The sequence below is a fragment of the Alishewanella sp. HL-SH06 genome (genome assembly GCF_052656265.1).
This window is the reverse complement of sequence record NZ_CP199752.1, coordinates 1,345,891-1,365,340: the sequence shown is the minus strand read 5'-3', so window position 1 is coordinate 1,365,340 and position 19,450 is coordinate 1,345,891. Positions and strand designations below refer to the sequence as shown.

At 46.1% G+C, this 19,450-nt stretch carries 20 protein-coding genes; 5 read left to right on the top strand and 15 right to left on the bottom strand.

Features of this window, described 5'->3' with window-relative positions; translation table 11 throughout:
- Positions 1 to 15 precede the first annotated feature (15 nt).
- Positions 16 to 1,608 carry a LysM peptidoglycan-binding domain-containing protein gene (locus ACUJFK_RS06345; protein ID WP_445426380.1) on the top strand — a complete coding sequence of 531 codons (1,593 nt, stop codon included), beginning with the start codon at positions 16 to 18 and terminating at the stop codon, positions 1,606 to 1,608.
- 18 nt (positions 1,609 to 1,626) lie between these two features.
- Entirely contained in the window at positions 1,627 to 2,103 is a 477-nt protein-coding gene (locus ACUJFK_RS06340; protein WP_445426379.1) for a hypothetical protein, read from the top strand.
- Here ACUJFK_RS06340 and ACUJFK_RS06335 read toward each other — a convergent pair.
- From ACUJFK_RS06335 to pspA, 15 genes are all read right to left on the bottom strand, one after another.
- Positions 2,100 to 2,306: a hypothetical protein gene (locus tag ACUJFK_RS06335; protein ID WP_445426378.1), complete on the bottom strand. Its 207-nt coding sequence runs from the start codon at positions 2,304 to 2,306 to the stop codon at positions 2,100 to 2,102. The two genes, ACUJFK_RS06340 and ACUJFK_RS06335, sit on opposite strands and share 4 nt — an antisense overlap.
- Entirely contained in the window at positions 2,303 to 3,148 is an 846-nt protein-coding gene (locus ACUJFK_RS06330; protein WP_445426377.1) for a GAF domain-containing protein, read from the bottom strand. The genes ACUJFK_RS06335 and ACUJFK_RS06330 overlap by 4 nt, the downstream gene beginning before the upstream one ends.
- A gap of 125 nt (positions 3,149 to 3,273) precedes the next feature.
- The gene (maiA, locus tag ACUJFK_RS06325) at positions 3,274 to 3,915 is read right to left on the bottom strand and encodes a maleylacetoacetate isomerase (protein WP_445426376.1); all 642 of its coding nucleotides are present in this window, start codon (positions 3,913 to 3,915) and stop codon (positions 3,274 to 3,276) included.
- 59 nt (positions 3,916 to 3,974) lie between these two features.
- A complete protein-coding gene (locus tag ACUJFK_RS06320) occupies positions 3,975 to 4,988 on the bottom strand; it encodes a fumarylacetoacetate hydrolase family protein (RefSeq protein WP_306176910.1) in 1,014 nt (337 codons plus the stop codon).
- 21 nt (positions 4,989 to 5,009) lie between these two features.
- Positions 5,010 to 6,143, bottom strand: coding sequence for a homogentisate 1,2-dioxygenase (locus ACUJFK_RS06315; RefSeq protein WP_445426375.1), 1,134 nt, complete (start codon positions 6,141 to 6,143; stop codon positions 5,010 to 5,012).
- Positions 6,136 to 7,209: a 4-hydroxyphenylpyruvate dioxygenase gene (gene hppD / locus ACUJFK_RS06310; RefSeq protein ID WP_445426374.1), complete on the bottom strand. Its 1,074-nt coding sequence runs from the start codon at positions 7,207 to 7,209 to the stop codon at positions 6,136 to 6,138. The genes ACUJFK_RS06315 and hppD overlap by 8 nt, the downstream gene beginning before the upstream one ends.
- A gap of 212 nt (positions 7,210 to 7,421) precedes the next feature.
- Entirely contained in the window at positions 7,422 to 8,984 is a 1,563-nt protein-coding gene (gene tyrR / locus ACUJFK_RS06305; RefSeq protein ID WP_306176911.1) for a transcriptional regulator TyrR, read from the bottom strand.
- Positions 8,985 to 9,120: 136 nt separating this feature from the next.
- A complete protein-coding gene (locus tag ACUJFK_RS06300) occupies positions 9,121 to 9,459 on the bottom strand; it encodes a 4a-hydroxytetrahydrobiopterin dehydratase (protein ID WP_226749808.1) in 339 nt (112 codons plus the stop codon).
- 9 nt (positions 9,460 to 9,468) lie between these two features.
- Complete coding sequence (phhA, locus tag ACUJFK_RS06295; RefSeq protein ID WP_226749807.1) at positions 9,469 to 10,269, bottom strand: phenylalanine 4-monooxygenase; 801 nt, start codon at positions 10,267 to 10,269, stop codon at positions 9,469 to 9,471.
- A 179-nt stretch (positions 10,270 to 10,448) separates the two neighbouring features.
- Entirely contained in the window at positions 10,449 to 11,675 is a 1,227-nt protein-coding gene (gene megL, locus ACUJFK_RS06290; protein WP_445426373.1) for a methionine gamma-lyase, read from the bottom strand.
- 116 nt (positions 11,676 to 11,791) lie between these two features.
- Positions 11,792 to 12,799 (bottom strand): TIGR01620 family protein, encoded by a 1,008-nt coding sequence (locus ACUJFK_RS06285; RefSeq protein ID WP_445426372.1) that lies wholly within the window; start codon positions 12,797 to 12,799, stop codon positions 11,792 to 11,794.
- A complete protein-coding gene (locus tag ACUJFK_RS06280; RefSeq protein ID WP_445426371.1) occupies positions 12,796 to 14,181 on the bottom strand; it encodes a YcjX family protein in 1,386 nt (461 codons plus the stop codon). The genes ACUJFK_RS06285 and ACUJFK_RS06280 overlap by 4 nt, the downstream gene beginning before the upstream one ends.
- A 25-nt stretch (positions 14,182 to 14,206) precedes the next feature.
- Complete coding sequence (pspC, locus tag ACUJFK_RS06275) at positions 14,207 to 14,620, bottom strand: envelope stress response membrane protein PspC (RefSeq protein WP_445426370.1); 414 nt, start codon at positions 14,618 to 14,620, stop codon at positions 14,207 to 14,209.
- Positions 14,613 to 14,849, bottom strand: a complete 237-nt coding sequence (pspB, locus tag ACUJFK_RS06270; RefSeq protein ID WP_226749802.1) for an envelope stress response membrane protein PspB — start codon at positions 14,847 to 14,849, stop codon at positions 14,613 to 14,615. The genes pspC and pspB overlap by 8 nt, the downstream gene beginning before the upstream one ends.
- A gap of 31 nt (positions 14,850 to 14,880) precedes the next feature.
- Entirely contained in the window at positions 14,881 to 15,564 is a 684-nt protein-coding gene (gene pspA, locus ACUJFK_RS06265; protein WP_445426762.1) for a phage shock protein PspA, read from the bottom strand.
- A 180-nt stretch (positions 15,565 to 15,744) separates the two neighbouring features.
- Between pspA and pspF the strand changes: the two genes are divergently transcribed.
- The 3 genes from pspF to ACUJFK_RS06250 are packed head-to-tail and all read left to right on the top strand — an operon-like array spanning position 15,745 to position 19,450.
- Complete coding sequence (gene pspF, locus ACUJFK_RS06260) at positions 15,745 to 16,830, top strand: phage shock protein operon transcriptional activator (protein WP_445426369.1); 1,086 nt, start codon at positions 15,745 to 15,747, stop codon at positions 16,828 to 16,830.
- The gene (locus ACUJFK_RS06255; RefSeq protein ID WP_445426368.1) at positions 16,827 to 18,437 is read left to right on the top strand and encodes an ABC transporter substrate-binding protein; all 1,611 of its coding nucleotides are present in this window, start codon (positions 16,827 to 16,829) and stop codon (positions 18,435 to 18,437) included. The genes pspF and ACUJFK_RS06255 overlap by 4 nt, the downstream gene beginning before the upstream one ends.
- Positions 18,434 to 19,450 (top strand): ABC transporter permease, encoded by a 1,017-nt coding sequence (locus ACUJFK_RS06250; protein WP_445426367.1) that lies wholly within the window; start codon positions 18,434 to 18,436, stop codon positions 19,448 to 19,450. Before ACUJFK_RS06255 ends, ACUJFK_RS06250 begins: the two co-directional genes overlap by 4 nt.

Genomic DNA, 19,450 nt, shown 5'->3' with positions numbered 1-19,450 from the left:
AACTGGATCTCCGTTATGTCTGTAAGAATCTCTGCCGTAGTTTTACTGGCACTGTTATCTGGCTGTGTCAGCACGACAGGGTCTGATGCTGAAACGACAGCTCAGGTACCACAGCCACAACCAGCAAAAACTAAAGCTGTAGATTTTCACAAGAATACCGCTTCGGCTGAGAAAATTGCCGCGAGGTTATGGGCTTCAGGCCTCAGTGAACAACAACTGCTTGATGCCAGCGAGTTGGAAGATCTTTGGTTGCGTATCCAAGCGCAATTAAGTTTTAAGGTGCCGCAAACCCGCGCTATCGTCGAACAACGTAATTTTTATACTGATAATCAAGCCTATTTAGATAAGGTGGCGGGTCGAGCCCAGCCTTTTTTGTACTACATTGTGCAAGAGCTAGAAAAGCGCCAAATGCCGTTAGAATTGGCGTTACTGCCCATTGTTGAAAGCGCCTTTGATCCCCTGGCTACCTCTCCGGCGAATGCCGTTGGCATGTGGCAATTTATGCCCGTCACCGGCAAACGTTTTGGCTTAGCACAAAACACCTGGTACGACGGTCGTCGTGATGTAGTGCAATCCACCCAAGCCGCTTTAGACTATTTGCAATATCTGTACGATACCTTAGAACATGATTGGTTAAACGCGATTGCCGCATACAATGCTGGCGAAGGTCGGATTATGCGCGCGATTAAAGCGAATCAAAAACGCCGCTTACCCACTGATTTTTGGTCGCTCGATTTACCGGCAGAGACCACCATTTACATTCCAAGATTATTAGCTCTGGTTGATATTTTACAACGCCCTGAAGAATTCCAAATTGTCTGGAAGTTTATTGCTAATGAGCCAAAAATTACCGTGGTTGATGTAGGTAGCCAAGTTGATTTAGCCATTGCGGCAGACTTAGCCAACATGAGCGTTGCAGATTTGCAGGCGTTAAACCCTGGCTTTAGCCAATGGGCGACCGCACCAGATGGTCCCCATCAACTGGTATTACCGATTGAGCAAGCCGAGGTATTTAACCAAGCGTTAGCCAATACCCCGGTAACGCAATTAATGCAGTTTAAACCTTATCGTGTGAAAAGTGGTGATAATTTAGGCGTGATTGCGCGTCGTTATCAAACCTCGGTTGACGTGTTAGTGCGCTTAAATAAATTGTCCGGCAATACCATTCGAATTGGTCAAGAATTACTGATCCCCAACAGCACCAACTATAGCACTTCAGAGCAAAGCATTGCTGCTAGCGATAATACCCATACCAACAACGGTGAAATGACCGAGCATATTATTCAGCGCGGTGATACTTTATGGGATCTTAGCCGTAAATATGATGTGACGGTAGCGCAGCTTCGTAACTGGAATAAACTAAGCGTTAACAGTGTCTTAAACGAGGGGCAGCGCATCCAGCTTTGGAGCAACAGTCCTTTACAAACGGCTACTCAGCAAACCCGTACCCTAAATTATCGGGTGAGACCTGGCGACTCTTTAGTTAAAATTGCCCAGCGTTTCAGCATTACAGTCGCAGATATCGTAAAATGGAATAATATTAATACTGAACGCTATCTTCAGCCTGGACAACAATTAACGCTATTAGTCGATGCAACAGATGTCTGATTTTTACCGAGGTATCAGATGAAATATGTAGTATTAGCCTGGTTACTGTGTTGCAGCCATTTCAGTTATGCTGACTTTGCATACCATGGCCAATTGCAATTGCAAACGGCCAGTGGCGAACAACGTCAGCAGATTTTTACCCTGCAATTGAAACGTGAAGCCGGTGCCTATCAGTTTACGGTTGGCCAACAGCAAACCCGTTTTGCGATGCCGCCGCAGTCTTATTCGATGGCTTTAATTTTACAAGATGATACTGATGTCTGGGCTACCGACTTGAGCAACCAGCCTTTGCATGGCTTTACATTGCAACTTGGCCAATATCTTATTAAGCTGAATAAGGATGATAATGCCCGTTCTGCGCGAGGCCGTTTTGTTCTGCAAATCAATGATGAGTTCTATTATTTTAGTAAAGGTCCAGCCCAAATTAATTTCAGTTTAACTGACAACGGTATTAGTGAGTTAAATGTGCGAGGAATGTTTAAACCGAAACGTTAAGGCTCTTTTTGAAGTTGTAATAAGGGCATTAAACCTGATGCTAAACAGAGCACTGGTGCCAGTAATAATGGCCAGAAATAGTCTATGGGGATCTGATTCCACCAAGCATGGATAGCTGCGGTGCCTTGAAAGACTAAACCAAAAATCCCCACATAACAGAACGTGCGATTTAACCAACGTTTTGGAAAGCGTAACTTCATCACTTTAATGCCCGATTCCTTGCCGACACTTCCACATTGACCAGCATTCTGGCAAAAACACCTAAGACTAAGCGTTCTTGCTCAGTGTAATAGCGATACTGTTTCACCGAATCAAAACCAACAAAACCTAACAGTTCCATACCCGCCAACAAGGGTATGGTGAGAAGACTTTTGATCCCTTGCGGTTGTAATATTTGTTTTAACGCATCCCCCTTTGGCAGCGACGGTACATCAGGGATGTGCATCTCCTGCCCTGTTTGATGTGCATGCAGCCATTGCGGGATAACCGCTAAAGGCACGCCTTGTAAACTGTTGATCTCCGGCATAACACCCTCAGCGCACCACTCAAAAGTGTTTGAACAGGTATTGTTGTTAAAATCATAATTAAAAATATAAACGCGATCTGCCGCCACGGTTTGCCCTAATTTAGCTAAAGCTTGCTGGATGAATGCAGGTAATGCAGCCGGTTCGACCGTACTAAAATGCTGGCCTAGCTCTAACAGTAAACTGACTAAAGCCACAGGATTGCGCTGGCTGGCCGTTGGCGGGCTGGCAAAATGTAAGTTGGGAATTTGCTGCAGGATCACCAAAAAAAAACCTGCGGCAGGGGCATAACTATCTACTTGGTAACATAAGGCGGTGCTTTCTGAGAAGTACACCGCATGCCGGTTAAACTCCTCTGGCTGACTACCCGCTAAACGCTCGGCCGTTAATCCCGTAACCACCTTGAATATTGCATTCGCATCAACAAATACCCATTGCTCAGGATGCGTCGCGGTTTCTTGATATAAAGCACACCCAAACGGCGCTTGTCGCCACCACTGGAACATATCATCGTTGCTCATTCTGAATTACCTAACCTCGAAAAATCCTTACTTGCGAAGCATTGCATCAGTTAATACCACAATACGGTAAAGATAACGTTGCAGCAATCGCTTTACAGCAAACACTATCGAGAAGGTAAGGTTATTTACAGTTGCGCATCACTTTGATGTTCTGGCGCAGCAAGAGCAAATGCCGCCAATTGCTGACAATGATGATAAATACGATTGATCTGCGGATAATGCATCATATCGAGTTTAAAGCGCAGAGCGTTGTACACTTGCGGCACTAAACACACATCTGCCAAACTTACACTGTCGCCATAGCAATAATCGCCAGCACAGGATGATAAGCGTTGCTCAAAGGCTTTAAAGCCAACATGCAACCAGTGATGCAACCATTCTAACTTTTGCGCTTCAGATAGCGCCAGCGGACCCGTTAGGTACTGCAATACACGAAGATTATTCAGCGGGTGCATCTCACAAGCAATATCCAGCGCTAGGCCGCGAACTTGCGCTCGCGCAACCGGATTGTCAGGCAATAATGCATGTTGCGGATAACACTCTTCTAAATATTCAATAATGGCTAACGATTGATGCAGTGTTGCCTGCTCATCAATAAAAACAGGAATTAACTCGGCTGGATTTAATCGCTGATAGGGCGGTTGATGCTGCTGCCCGCCCTCTTTTAATAAGTGAACGGGAATCGTCTCAAAACTGAGCTGCTTAAGATTGAGCGCAATGCGTACACGGTAAGCCGCGGATGAACGCCAATAACTGTATAGTTTCATCTAAGTTGTCCCCTCAGCAATAGGCGGGTGCGGCGCACCCGCCTGCAAACAACAACAGCTTAGTGAGAAGCTGTTACTTGCTGATCAATAGCGCCAAAGATGCTTTGACCTTGTGGATCCAGCATTTCTAAACGGATGGTATCGCCAAACTGCATAAAACGTGTCGTCGGTTTACCATCCCGAATGGTCTCAATCATGCGGATTTCTGCAATACAACTATAGCCCACGCCACCTTCAGCAATGGCGGTACCATAGTCAGTACCTTGTTTATTAGACACTGTACCTGAACCAATGATAGCACCTGCACCCAGGTTGCGTGTTGCTGCCGCATGCGCAATTAATTGACCAAAATTAAAGGTCATGTCGATACCGGCATTCGGTTTACCGAAAGCCTCGCCGTTATAGGTGGATAACAAGGGCAAATGCAACCGACCGGCTTGCCAATGCTGTCCTAGTTCATCAGGCGTAACGGCAACAGGGCTAAAACTTGAAGCGGGTTTCGATTGAAAGAAGCCAAAACCTTTGCCTAATTCATTCGGTATCAAGCCACGCAACGACACATCATTCACCAACATCAGTAAACGCACTTTGTCTAAGGCAGCGTCTGCACTTATTCCCATCGGCACATCGTCGGTAATCACGGCGATTTCACCTTCAAAATCGATGCCATGTTCAGGGGTGATCGCAACGATAGGATCACGTGGGCCGATAAAATCATCTGAACCACCTTGATACATTAACGGATCGGTCCAAAAACTCGCTGGCATTTCAGCATTACGTGCTTTGCGCACGAGTTCAACATGATTGACATAAGCACTACCATCAGCCCATTGATAGGCGCGCGGTAACGGTGATTCACACGCTGCCTGCTCAAACGGCTTAGCATCACTTACGCTACCTTGATTCAGCGCTTGATAAACTTGCTCGGCTTTATTGGCTAGTTGTTGCCAATTATCTAATAACTGCTGCATCGTGTGTGCGATCTGTGGAATAGCAACACAATGCTGTAAATCACGGCTGACCACGACAAGCTGGCCATCACGTGTTTGGTTTTTTAAACTTGCTAACTTCATTTTTTATCCTTATGCAGGCAATTAAGGCTTAACTTTCCAGCTGTTAACATAGTCAGGGTTTTCGGTAGCCACCGCCGCATCGCCGGCAATCAACGCGTCTCGCGTATCGAGCATCACCGCCACTTCATCAGTGAACTTTTTCCGATACTCTTGCCCTGCTTGAAACGCCTTAGGATGAGGACCATGAGTAAAACCGGCCGGATGGAAAGTGACCATACCTTTTTCAATATTATCGCGACTAAAGAAATCACCCGCATGATAAAACAGCACTTCATCATAATCATCGTTATTATGATAAAACGGCACTTTTAAAGCGCCAGGATCGCTTTCAATAGGCCGAGGCACAAAGGTACACACCACAAATCGTTGTGCGACAAAAGTCGTGTGTGCCGACGGTGGCAAGTGATAACGATGGCTCATTAAAGGCCGAATATCACGCCAGTTAATGCGCATCACGGCTAAATCACCATGCCAACCAATAGCATCCAACGGATTATAAGGATAGGTAATGACCGACACTTCATTGTGTCGTTTCACTTCCACCTGCCATTGCTGCTCACTGTATTGGGCTTTAAACGCCTCATCAATTTTTGGCGTATCGAGCATCGCAGGATCAAAAATCGCATGATTACCCACTAAGCCTTTTTCTGGCAATTGATAGCTGTCGTTAGTTGCTTCAATTAACACAATGAGCATGGGCTCAGACGGCTCTAAACGCCACATGGTCGAACGAGGGATCACCACGTAATCACCATCACGCAATGTTAAATGGCCATAATCGCAATACAGTTCAGCACTGCCCTCATGAATAAACAACAACTCATCGCCATCGGCATTTCGAGCAAGTCGCGACATCTTGTCAGTTAAACGCCAGGTGCGAAATTTACAATGGGCGTTATGTAACAAGGTCGGTACTAACCAAGGTGAAGCGGTGTTGTTATTATTCACCGCATTAAAGTCAAATAAACGTGGCCGTAAAGGGCCTTGCCAGTCGCTCCAGCCCGTGGGTGCGTGCCGATGATGGAAGTGAGTTGCGGGACCAAAAAAGCCGCTGCGCCCCGCTTCACGCTCATAAATGGCCTGCTCTGGAAAATCGGCATGCGCTTGACGAGATATATCACCTTCTTTTAATGGAAAGGCTGCCCATTTACGCATTATTTAACACTCCGCGCTGGATCTGATCTTCTTCAATCGATTCAAATAAAGCCTTGAAGTTACCTTCACCAAAACCTTCATTACCTTTACGTTGAATGATTTCAAAGAACACTGGCCCGATCACGGTCTTAGTGAAGATTTGCAGCAAGATGCCATCTTTCATCGGCGCGCCGTCGATCAGAATACGCAAATCGCGCAGTTGATCGAGATCTTCAGTATGGCCTTCGACTCGTTCATTTACCTTGTTGTAATAGGTTTCAGGTGTCGGCATAAATTCCATACCGCGCTCACGTAAAGTGCGAACTGTTTGATAGATATCTTCCGTGGTTAGCGCGATATGCTGAATACCCTCGCCTTTGTATTCACGGATAAATTCTTCAATTTGTGATTTGTCATCTGACGATTCATTGATTGGAATACGAATTTTGCCACAAGGTGCCGTCATCGCTTTGGAGACCAGCCCCGTCAGTTTACCTTCAATGTCGAAATAACGGATCTCACGGAAGTTACCGATATTTTCATAGAAACCGGCCCACAAATTCATATTGCCACGCATAACATTGTGTGTGAGGTGATCAAGAATTTCTAAACCCACACCATGCTTGACCATCTCAACTTGCCAGTTGTCATAGTATTTAAAATCGATGTCATATACTGAGCTCGCGCCATAGCGATCAACAAAATACAGCAAGCTGCTCCCAATACCGTAAACGGCAGGAATATTAAGCTCCATCGGGCCAATTTGGTTTTTATATTCTTTTGCACCATTCGCTAAAGCATGTTGCAAAGCAGTTGCGGCATCTTTTACGCGAAACGCCATGGCGCACACGGATGGACCATGCTGGCGTGCAAAGGCTTCAGCCTGCGAATTGGGCTCGGCATTGATGATAAAGTTAATATCGCCTTGCTTATACAGCCAAGCTTGTTTTGAACGGTGTTTTGCGACTTCGGTAAAACCTAGACCGAAAAACAGCTCTTTTAACTTTTGAATGCCGTTAGCATCGGCAGCGGTATATTCTACGAATTCAAAACCATCTGTGCCTAGCGGATTAATATGATCAGTCATTGTACAACTCCTATTACCTTATCTTTGCCGACATCATGCGCGAGCGTCAGAAAAAAGAAAGGGGCAAGCTCAGGAAGAGCTTTAGACGACACTGAGACTAGAATGTACAGTTAAACATACAAAACCACTGTTTTTCTGCTTATTCAAACAGAAAGGCCGTCAGCACTGGCTGACGGCCTTAACGATGTACAATAAAAAATACAAAATCGTCTTTATATTTTTACACTCTTACGATTAATACCATAATCACGTAATTTATTTGCCACCGCAGTATGGCTTAACCCCAGTTTTTTTGCCAGTTGCCGTGAGCTAGGATAGGCCGGAAACAATTTGCGCAGAAGATTTGCTTCAAAGCGTTTTACGGCTTCATCTAAGGTGCCATCAAAGTCTTGCTCTAAGTAACCAAAGTCATTGGTATAGCTTGGTAACTGTAAGTGATGCTTATCTAACTCGCTTCCATCTAACAAGGTAACCGCACGATATAAGGCATTTTCTAATTGTCGAACATTGCCTGGCCAAGGATATTGCTGCAAAAATTGACCACAGCTTTCACTTAACTTCGGCGCTTTGCGTCCTAAACGTGCAGCGTAACGCGCAATAAAAAACTCCGCTAACGGCACCACATCTTGACGACGTTCCCGCAATGGCGGTAGGTTGAGCGTCAATACATTTAACCGATAAAACAAATCTTCGCGAAACTTCGATTCTTGCACCATCGCTGGCAAATCTTTTTGCGTGGTGCACAACACTCTAACATCCACTTTAACTTCTTTTTCCTCACCCACTCGACGAAAGCTACCATCTTGTAAAAAGCGCAATAATTTCGTTTGTAGCTGATGAGACATCTCGCCAACTTCATCAAGAAAAACGGTGCCACCGTTAGCTTGTTCAAAAATGCCTTTTTTGCCTTCAGCCGACCCGGCAAAAGCATTGGGACCATAACCAAATAATTCAGACTCCGCGACGTTATCAGGCATTGAGGCGCAAGGTACGGTTAAAAACGGTTTACCGTGACGACCGCCCGCGGCATGACAAGCGCGAGCCAGTAACTCTTTTCCGGTGCCGGTTTCACCCATAATCAGGATAGGGGCATCAAGTTGCGACATCCGTCGTGCTTCACGCACCACTTTGCGCATGGCATTACTGGTTGCCTGAATGCTATTAAAGCTTTCTTGATCGCCTTTTTTAAAGGCAATCATATGCTGACCTAAGCGGCTTTCAGACTTCAGGTTTATCACCGCGCCCGCTAAGATATCTTTACCCGTTTCGTCTGGCACGTGTACCGGTAGAATGTCGGCGATAAAGCGTTTGCCATGAATTTCAAAACGACGGGTTTGCGCCAAAACGTCATCACCTTCTAACCAGCGCAAAAAATTGAAACCTTTGACCATGCCTTGCAACGATTGATCGGCAATCTCTTCGCGGGCAACCGACAGCGCTTCTAATGCCGCATCATTAATTACCGTTACATTGGCTTTAGCATCAATGGCAATTAAACCATCGGGTAAAGTACGCAATAATGTCATTAATTCGTTATGCTCACGCTCAGAGGGTAAAAACGCCGTCGTTTTCACGTCTTCTACGCCATTAATGCGGCGCATTTTTGCCATTAACTCTTGGAACTGCTGAAAGTCGACAGTAGGGAAAGATACATAAATTTTGTTTAACGAAGGATCAACCTCTATACCGCGCAGATCAAGCTGGTAACTGACCAGAATATTCAGCACATCCTGCGCCAGCCCAAGCCGATTTTGACAAAGAATTTCTAAACGCATAGCCTTATTACACCTCTGGCTTAATAGATGATGCATAATACGGTATAGAATGGCTGACAGACCAGTTATTTTCGTAAAGAATTCTGCACAAAATAAAACTGGCGCCCTCGGCGCCAGTTTTTTCGTCAAGCTGCCATCATGACAGCAGTGCGTCGGTTTTCGCAGCGCAAATAAAATCGTTTTTATGCAGGCCTTTAATCGAGTGCGACCACCAGGTCACCGTTAATTTGCCCCATTCAAGTAATAACGCCGGATGATGACCTTCGGCTTCAGCTAATTCAGCCACTTTATTATGAAAGGCCCAAGCTTGCTTAAAGTTTTTAAACTTGTATTCGCGCTCTAATTGTAAGATGCCATCACGCACTATCGGCGTCCAATCGGGCAACTGTCGCATTAATTCAGGTAATTCCGCATCTGATACTTTAGGGGCATCTGCGCGGCAAGCTTCACATTTCATTGTGGTTAATTGTGTCATGAACTCTTCCTAACTGGCTTGTTTTTCTTTTGGCGGAAATTTCGGGGCATGTAAACCGAGTGCCCGAGCTTGGTTAACCAACTGCATCATATCTAACTGCGAGATGTCGAACAGATCATCAATGCTGTTAATCATAAAGTAGATGGGTTGCATAATATCAATACGATAAGGAGTTCTTAGCACATCCACCGCATCAAACACTTTACGTTCGGGAATATCTGAGCCCAGTGCATACTGCGTTTCACCCGGTGAAGATAAAATACCACCGCCATAAATACGTAGGCCATCGGCGGTATTAAGTAAACCAAATTCGATGGTAAACCAATAAAGACGAGCTAAGTAAACGCGGTCTTGCTTACTGGCCGCTAAACCCAGTTTGCCGTAAGTATGGGTAAATTCAGCAAAGGCTGGATTGGTAAGCATGGCACAGTGGCCGAAGATTTCATGAAAAATATCCGGCTCTTGTAGATAATCAAACTCCTCGCGGCTCCGAATAAAGGTTGCCACAGGAAAACGTTTGTTCGCTAACAACTCGAAGAATTTATCAAAACTGATCAGGGCCGGTACTTCGGCACATTCCCAACCGGTACACTCGCGCAGTACTTGGCTAACTTCCTCTAATTGTGGAATGCGATCTTGTGGTAACTGTAATTTCTCCAACCCAGCCATATACTCAGCGCAAGCTTTACCTTCGATCACACTGAGTTGCCGAGTGATTAATTCATGCCAAATCTGATTTTCTTCCGCACTCCAGTGGATAATGCCTTGCTCATCCGACTGCCGTGACTGGTATTTACTTGTCTTAGTCATACACTACCTGTTGTCTTAATGAAGGTCGGTATTAAACCGAATCGCTTGGCGGCATTATTATTGTTGGGCGGTGCGCCAAGCGTAATAGCTGCAGATACTAGATGATTGGGCGACAGGAGTTAATCCTGTGCGCCCGATTAATGTTATGCACAAGCGTAAAGCTGGCATTACAGTGAGCGTCAAGCGGGCAGAGAGTGGCTCTGCCGTTGTGGCACCGCGACAGTGATAATACTCAGGGCACGTTGCAAGTCGGCCAAAATATCATCGATATGCTCTAAGCCAATTGAAACGCGGATCAGGCCATCACTAATACCTGCTTTGGCCCGCTCTTCTGCCGTATATGGGCTGTGTGTCATTGACGCAGGATGTTGAATTAATGATTCGGCATCACCTAAACTCACCGCAATGTTAAACAGCTCACATCGATTGATGACTTGGCGGCTCTGTTCCAAGCTGGCCTTTAATTCAAAAGCAATAACACCACCGGCCGCTTTCATCTGATTACCAATAAAGCGATAACCTGGATGTCCTGGCAGACCCGGATAATACACAGCGGCGATCGCCGGATGCGCTTGTAAGAACTCAGCCACTTGCTGAGCATTTTCACAATGACGCTGCATACGTACCGATAACGTTTTTAAGCCACGAATAATTAACCAAGCATCATGTGGGCTCATCGTCGCCCCCATGTCTTTTAACGTGGTCATTTTGATTTGTTGAATGTTATCTTGATCCGAGACAATAATCCCCGCTACCACATCACCATGACCATTGAGATACTTGGTCGCACTGTGAATGACTATATCAGCGCCATATTGAGCAGGTTGCTGTAATAACGGCGTTAAAAAGGTATTGTCGACGACCGACATCATATTGTGCTCGCAACACAACCCGCATAAAAAAGCCAGATCTAACACCACTAAATTGGGGTTAATCGGCGTTTCTAAAAACATCATCTTGGTATTGGGTTGGATCGCCGCTCGCACTGCTGCATGATCGGTCATATCAACAAAACTGACCTCGATACCATAGCGACGAAATTGATGATTAAACAGTGCAAAGCTACAACCATAAATGGCTTGGCTAGCAATCAGGTGATCACCTTGTTGTAAAAATGCCATGGTCGCAGCGGCCACCGCGCCCATTCCCGTTGCCGTTGCCGCGGCATCAGCCATACCTTCTAAGGCCGCCACTTTTAACTCTAATTCACGGGTGGTGGGATTACCTAAGCGGGTGTAAATATAACCTGGTTGCTCACCTGCAAATCGCGCAGCACCTTGCTCGGCATTATCAAATACAAAAGTTGAAGTTTGATACAAAGGCGTACTTAGCGCGCCATGCTGATCAACAGCTTTGCCAGCGTGAATACAAAGTGTTTCTAAATGCTTATTTTTAGGTTGATGCATAATGATGTCTGCTGATGGCTTAACTTGTGAATAACATTAACTCGCGCCAGCAGAAAGGGAAGCAAGCCAGACGGCTTGCTGTCTGAAGCAACAACATATCTTACCAGTTAAGATTGTCAGCTTTTATTGTCAGTTGCAGTCTGGCCTTTAAAGCGCCCTACTAAGACTTTGGCTAATTCGCTAACACTGACCTTTTGGTTCACTTGCAGGGGTAAAGGGCGTAATTGCTGCTGCGCTAAACTGCCAATGCGGGCTACCAACAAACCGGCAATCACGCCTTGTCCAGCGCGGGCTGAAATTTTCGCCGTCAACTCACTACTGAGCACATCCGACGCCATATCCAGCACCACCTCAGAGCCGCCCGCCCACAATAAGGCGGTAAAGGTTCGTTTTAACATCGCCATACTGCGTAATTGACCAATAGGCGCACCATATACCTGCGCTAATTCGCGTAACATACGACTGCTGCGCCATAACACCAATAACATATCGGCCAAGGCAAAAGGACTGATCGCCACCGCCAAACTGCTATCGGTACTGGCGCGCCAAATGACCTGCCGCGCTTTGGTATCGGCATCGCTTAGCACCAACTGATTAAATAAATTAAGCTGCTCTTGATCACTGTGCTCGGGCGTCAGCGCTTGCTGCCAACGCGCAGTTGCTGCGGTTAACGAGCTACTCGGTGGTAAGACCGCTAACATGTCTTGGCATAAAGCGGGGGCTTCTCCAAACTGCACGCTGTCATTGATCCGTGCGGCTTGTTGCTGCCAACGCTGATTTTGCTTTAAGCGCCGCCATAACTGCCACTCTCTAAACCCCACGATAAACACGACACTACCAAGCACTACACTGAGTAAGCTACTGAGTATTGCCATCGGTATACTGGCTTGCCAACTTTGTTGCCACCACGCTAACCATTGCCCTATCGCCAACACTAGCACCAACACGACACCCACATACATTAACTTGCTAACGAGGCGTGAGCCGGGCTCGCTGGCAAGCTCGCTGGGCTCTGGTAGCTCTGGCTGTATTGCGTGTTCGCTAAACTGTGCACGCGCTTGTAACAAAGGACTATTCACATCGGCCACATCGCTAAAGCGTTGCGCAGGCTTTAAATCCGTCATTGTAATTTGTCTCCTAGTAGAAACTCCAAGGCGTGATCCATCCGCACATGTGGCATTGGTTGTTGTCCGCTGTGTTGCAACGGCGCGAGCGCCGGAAATTGAAAAGGATGCCGGTTAAATAAGGCCGCATCCGGCAGTTTAGCGGGTACCTCACCTGGAAACAGTGTGACCTTATTTCCGCTATCTAACTCAACACCACTGATACAAGGGCTTTTTTGCCCAGCGTGTTGCACAAATCCGGCGCTACTGGCACGGATCGCCGCTAAGGCCATGGCCTCACTTTTTGCTGACGCATAATGGCTATGTTTAATCGGCTGTTGTAAAAGCTGCTGCAATAATAACGTCAGGGCTTTATGTTGCTCGGGTGTGACATGATCGGCCTTACTCGCGGCAAACAGCACTTTATTAATCTGGGGTTTAAATAAGCGGCCCAAAATACTGGCGGGGCCATAGCGAAAGCTTTGCATAATTAAACCTAAGGCCTGCTGTAATTCTTGCATAGCGGCAAAGCCAGCATTCAGTGCGGATAAGCAATCCACTAACACGACTTGACGATCTAAACGGGAAAAATGCTGTCGATAAAAGGGTTTAATCACGTAATCACAATAGCTGTGATAATGCTCGCTTAGTTGTTGCAACAACGGGCTATCCTGCTTTAATTGCGCCGGTAACAGCGGAAAGAGTTTTAACATTGGCGCACCGGCTAATTCGCCAGGCACTAATAAACGACCGGGTTGATGCAAAAACGTCGCCGCATTCTCGCGAAAAGTGTGTAATAAATTTAAATAAGCATCGGTTAAACGTTGCAGTTGCAATGCGCTGACATCGTTTAAATCGGTATTGGCTAGCAAGTCCGCAAAAACTTGTGCTTCAGCTTGACGATGTGGTTGCTGAAACAGCGTCCAACAAAACGTTGACCACTGCTGATAATCTTGCTGCAACATTGGAAGGTCAAGTAACCATTCACCAGGGTAATCGACAAGCTCCAGTTGTAACTCACTGCGCTGTTGGATCTTCGAGCGCCAGCCCGCGGCTGATTTGTAACGTAAGGTGAGGTTTAATTGGCTCCAACCAGCCGTAGACGGTGGCCATGTTGCTGGCTGTTGCTGTAAATACTGCACGTTTTGTTCATAAGGAAACCGCGGAAAAGCCAACGGTTGGTTGTTGGCTAGCCGCCCCCCCAAATAGCGCCCTTGTTGAACCACAGCAAAAAACGGCAAATGTTCTGGCTGATCACCCAGCGTCAATTGATGTACTAAGGAAGTAATAAATGCGGTTTTTCCAGCACCACTGAGCCCCGTCACACCAAGGCGCAAATGCCGATCCAGTGCGCGTTGGCCCCATTGTTGACTTTGATACTGAATGCTTTCTAACCAACTCATAATACTCGCTTAGTCTGTAAAGACATCAGAGGTTATTAAACTCTCGATTTAACTGAAAGTGGCTTGAGGTCACATGCCGCTCCATATCACGCAACGTCAACTCCATGCTATTAAACTGGTGGTTTAAATGCAGTAACGCCTGTTTTGGCGACTCACCACGTTGCCAAACTCGAGTTTTAAGCTCAACCGATTTCCCATTATAAATGGAACTGCCTGCCCCGGCTGTTGGCGGTTGAGCCAGTGACTTTTTTTCAAGCACCACCCAAGCTGCAATATAGAGTACAAATACTAAACCACCTGCGCCAAGAAAAGCGGCAGAAATGGTAATAATGCGCACCAGCCAAATTTCCCAGCCGAAGTAATCAGCGATACCGGCACACACACCCGCGATCTTGCCATTTTCATCATCGCGCAGTAATTCAGCTCTTTTCTTAATCATGTTGCGTCCTCCAACGTGGACTTTCTGCATCTAAAATCGCTTCTAGTGTTTTAATACGCTCCGACATTTTTTCAGCGCGGTGCGCCAGTTCATTTAATTGCTCTAACTCACTGGCCGAGAGCCCCTGCTTAATTTTATTTTTACTGCGATAATGCATAATTACCCACAGCGGTGCCACAAAAAGCATAAACAGTATCAGTGGCACAAAAATTAATTCATGTAAATCCATGGTTTAACCCTTACGAAAACGACGCCTGTCATCAGGCGTCTTTAGAACCTTGCTGTATCTTGGCTTTTAAAGCAGCCAATTCGTGATCAATCTTATCTTGCGCCGCCAGTTCAGCGAACTCGTCTTTTAAGGTCTTTTTGCCTAAGTCGTAGGCTTCAACCTGCGCTTCTAAGTTATCAATTTTTTGCTCATAGCGTTCAAAGCGATACATCGCATCATTCAGCTTAGTGCTATCTAGGGTTTTCTTCACTTCTAAACGATTCGCCACCGTTTGCTGGCGCATCAGCATACTTTTTTGACGTGCTTTGGCATCTGCCAGTTTTTCTTGCAGCTGCGAGACTTCGTCCTGCAACTTACTGATATGTTCATCCAGATTAGCGATATCACGGCTTACCGCATCCGCTTGCGTTTGGGCTTTTTGCCGTTCAATCAAAGCGGCGCGCGCTAAATCATCGCGATCTTTTGATAAAGCTAATTCGGCTTTAGCTTGCCAATCGTTCACTTCTTCATGCAAGCGATTAACCACACGCTGTAATTCTTTTTTCTCAGCGATCGTTTTAGCCGATGAAGAACGCACTTCAACTAAGGTGTCTTCCATTTCTTGGATGATTAACCGCACCATTTTTTCTGGATCTTCTGCTTTATCCAGTAGTGCGTTGATATTCGAGTTGACGATATCGGAAAAGCGGGAAAAAAAAAATGCCCATAATGTAATCCTCTGCGTTAAGTAAATAGTGTTTACCCCTTAACCTTATTCAGATTCCTTGCCAACTTGGAAATAAATTTTAAATTAATGAATATAAACAAGTTTATTTAAAATAAAAATAAAACTGTTCCTACCACCGGTTATGAAATACACTATAAATTAGTTAATTTAACCAACTAATAGCTCACCATGAATCAAAAGTTTCGGCAAGATAATCTCATCGGCCAAGCCAACAGCTTTTTAAACGTGCTTGACCAGGTATCGCAATTGGCTCCGCTGGATAAACCGGTTTTAATCATTGGTGAACGCGGTACAGGTAAAGAACTGATTGCCGCTCGCCTACATTTTCTATCTAAACGTTGGGATCAACAATATCAAACGCTTAACTGCGCCGCGCTGAACGAAAACCTGCTTGAAAGTGAGCTATTTGGCCATGAAGCCGGCGCTTTTACCGGTGCCAGTAAACGCCATGAAGGCCGCTTTGAACGGGCCAGTGGTGGTACCTTATTTCTAGATGAACTGGCGAATACCCCCGCGATGGTGCAAGAAAAACTGCTGCGGGTCATTGAATACGGTGAGTTTGAACGTGTTGGCGGCAGTAGACCGATCCGAGTCGATGTGCGCCTGATTTGCGCAACCAACGAAGATTTACCGTCAATGGCGGAGCTAGGCGAGTTTCGTGCCGACTTACTTGACCGCCTCGCTTTTGATGTGATCACTTTGCCACCGATGCGTGAACGCCGTGAAGATATTATGCAACTGGCCGAGCATTTTGCTATGAATATGGTACGCGAGTTAGGCCTAGAGCTATTTAGTGGTTTTACTGAGCGGGCAAAACGCACCCTGCTCGATTATGACTGGCCGGGTAATGTCCGCGAATTAAAAAACGTGGTTGAGCGCGCGGTATATCGCAATAATAATGCTTATGTGCCGGTACATGAGATCCAACTTGATCCTTTTGAATCGGCGTTTCGCCCACAAAAACGGACCAAGACCAGCCATGTCGCGAAAGCGCCAGCCGTTGTTGATAAAACAACTGAGCTTGCTAACCCCTCGCCTTTTTCGCTTGCGCCGCCTTCTGCCACCGAACATGACTTCAGCCAACCTTTAGATTTTAAAATCCTGTCGCAAGATTTTGAAATCAATTTAATCAAGCAAGCGCTAGCGGCAAGCCAGTATAATCAGAAAAAAACAGCAGAGATGCTAGGACTGACTTATCATCAGTTAAGAGGTTATATGAAAAAATATCAGCTGCTGGATAGCCAACAAGCATGAAAAATCGATTAATCGTGGTACTGGTCAGTGTTGTTTGGCTCGTCGGGTGCCAGCAAGAAGTACCCGAAACAGTGCGCTCGGGCTTAGTTTATTGTGCAGAAGGCCCCCCTGAACACTTTAATCCTCAGCGGGTGACCTCAGGCACGACTATCGATATCATCAGCCAGCAACTTTATGATCGTTTACTGGATATCGATCCTGAGAACGGTAACTTGCTGCCTGGCTTAGCGGTGTCATGGCAACGCTCGGCCGATGGCCTGATCTATGATTTCACATTACGCCAAGATGTTAAATTTCATCAAACCCGTTTTTTTAACCCAAGTAGGCCCTTCAACGCGGATGACGTTGTCTTTACTTTTGAGCGAATAATGGAGCCCAGCCACCCTTATCACTTTTTAGGTGGCGGCAACTATCCGTACTTTCAAAGCGTTAACTGGGCCGATTTAGTACAGCAGGTTAGCGCTATAGCTCCTAATCAGGTGCGCTTTGAGCTGACTCGTCCTGACAGCTCGTTTTTATCTAACCTAGCAACCGACTTTGCTGCTATTTTATCTGCCGAGTATGCCGCAAACCTTTTAACCCATGGGCAGCAGGCTTTGTTAGATAGTCGACCGATTGGTACGGGACCATTTCGCTTTCGTGAATATCAAAAAGATGTGCTAGTACGTTTATATCGCAATACTGACTATTGGCGTGGCCAATCGGCGATGGAACAGTTGGTATTTGATATCGTACCAAATAATGCCAAACGCATGGCAAAATTGCTGACGCATGAATGTGATATCGTGGCCTTTCCGCGTCTGGCGGAGCTTACGCTGATTAGCGAACGTCCCGATGTTAAAGTGCAAGAAAGCACCAGCATGAACGTGGGTTTTTGGGCTTTTAACACCACCAAAGCGCCATTTGACCAAGTTAAAGTGCGCCAAGCGTTGGCAATAGCGATTAATCAAAGCGCGATTTTACAGGCGGTATATTTTAATCAAGCCACTGCGGCCAAGGGGATCTTACCGCCAACCTCGTGGGCCTTTGAGCAAAAGCTCCCCGACGCAGAATACAATCCACAACGCGCACGCGAGTTGTTGGCAGAAAGCGGTTTAGCTGCAGGCTTTAGCATGGATATCTGGGCGATGCCGGTGCAGCGTTTGTATAATCCCAATGCGTTAAAAATGGCGGAACTGATCCAAGCCGATCTGGCTAATATTGGCGTAACCGCCAATATAGTGAGTTATGAGTGGAACACCTTTCGGCGTAAATTATCCGAAGGTGAGCATGATTCGGTGTTAATTGGCTGGGCCGCTGATAACCCAGATCCTGATAATTTCTTTAGCCCGCTACTAAGCTGTGCCGCAGCCGATAGCGGAAGTAATCGCGCATTGTGGTGTGATCCGACCTTTGATTTATTGCTGAGTCAAGCGCTCAGTACTGACAACCAAGAAGCGCGCCGCGCTTATTATCTTGCAGCACAACGCCATTTACATGCAGAAATGCCCTTAGTGGCGATTGCGCACTCGCAGCGTTTTCAGGCCATTAATGCTAATGTTGAAGGCGTTATCATTAACCCTTACGGTGGCATCGCGCTGTTTGCCGCTAAGCGGGTGCTACCATGATTGTTTTTTTATTACGTCGCTTGTTTTTGCTTGGCACCGTCTTGTTAGGTCTAAGTATCTTTGCTTTTGCGCTCGGTTATTTATTTCCTGGAGATCCGTTACAAAACTTCAGTGGTCTGCGTTATATCGACAGTACACAGCGCGATTTACTGATCAGTGAGTATCGACTTGACCAATCATACTTGGCACAGTATTTGGCTTTTCTTGAACGCATTATCGCGGGTAATTGGGGCTTATCCTTTGCCAGTCAGCAACCGCTGTTACAAGAAATATGGCAAGTACTGCCCGCCACCTTAGAATTAACGGCCTACGCCCTACTGCTTTCCTTTGTGCTGGGTGTGCCCTTTGGTATTTTAGCCGCCATTAAACCGCAAGGGGTATTTGGCAAGACCATCTCTGGGCTGGCATTGATTGGTTATTCCTTGCCGATTTTCTGGTGGGCTTTGTTACTCATTATGTTTTTTTGTATTGGGCTCGGCTGGTTTCCCTCCGGCGGTCGTATCGGTGTGTTATATGAAATCCCAAACGTTACCGGCTTTATTATGCTCGATATTATGTATGCTGATGTTAGTTATCGACAAGCAGCCTTCAACGATGCGCTAACACACTTAATCTTACCCACCTTCGTCCTCGCTACCTACCCCACTACCGTGATGATCCGCTTTGTACGCGATGCGATGCTTGAAGTGTGGGATCAAAACTATATAAAAACGGCCAAAGCCAAAGGCTTAAACCGGCTACAAGTATTATATCGACATGGCTTGCGTAATGCGTTGTTACCAGTGATCCGGCAAATAGGTTTGCAGTTTAGCGCGCTCATCACGCTAGCGATGTTAACTGAAGTCATATTCTCGTGGCCAGGGATCGGCCGTTGGTTAATAGACAGTATTTATCAGCGCAACTTTCCCGCGATCCAATCGGGTTTAATGATTATTTCCACGTTGGTAATTACTGTTAATATGCTGACTGAAATTCTGCATACGCTGTTTAACCCACTGGCCAGGAAGTCTTAA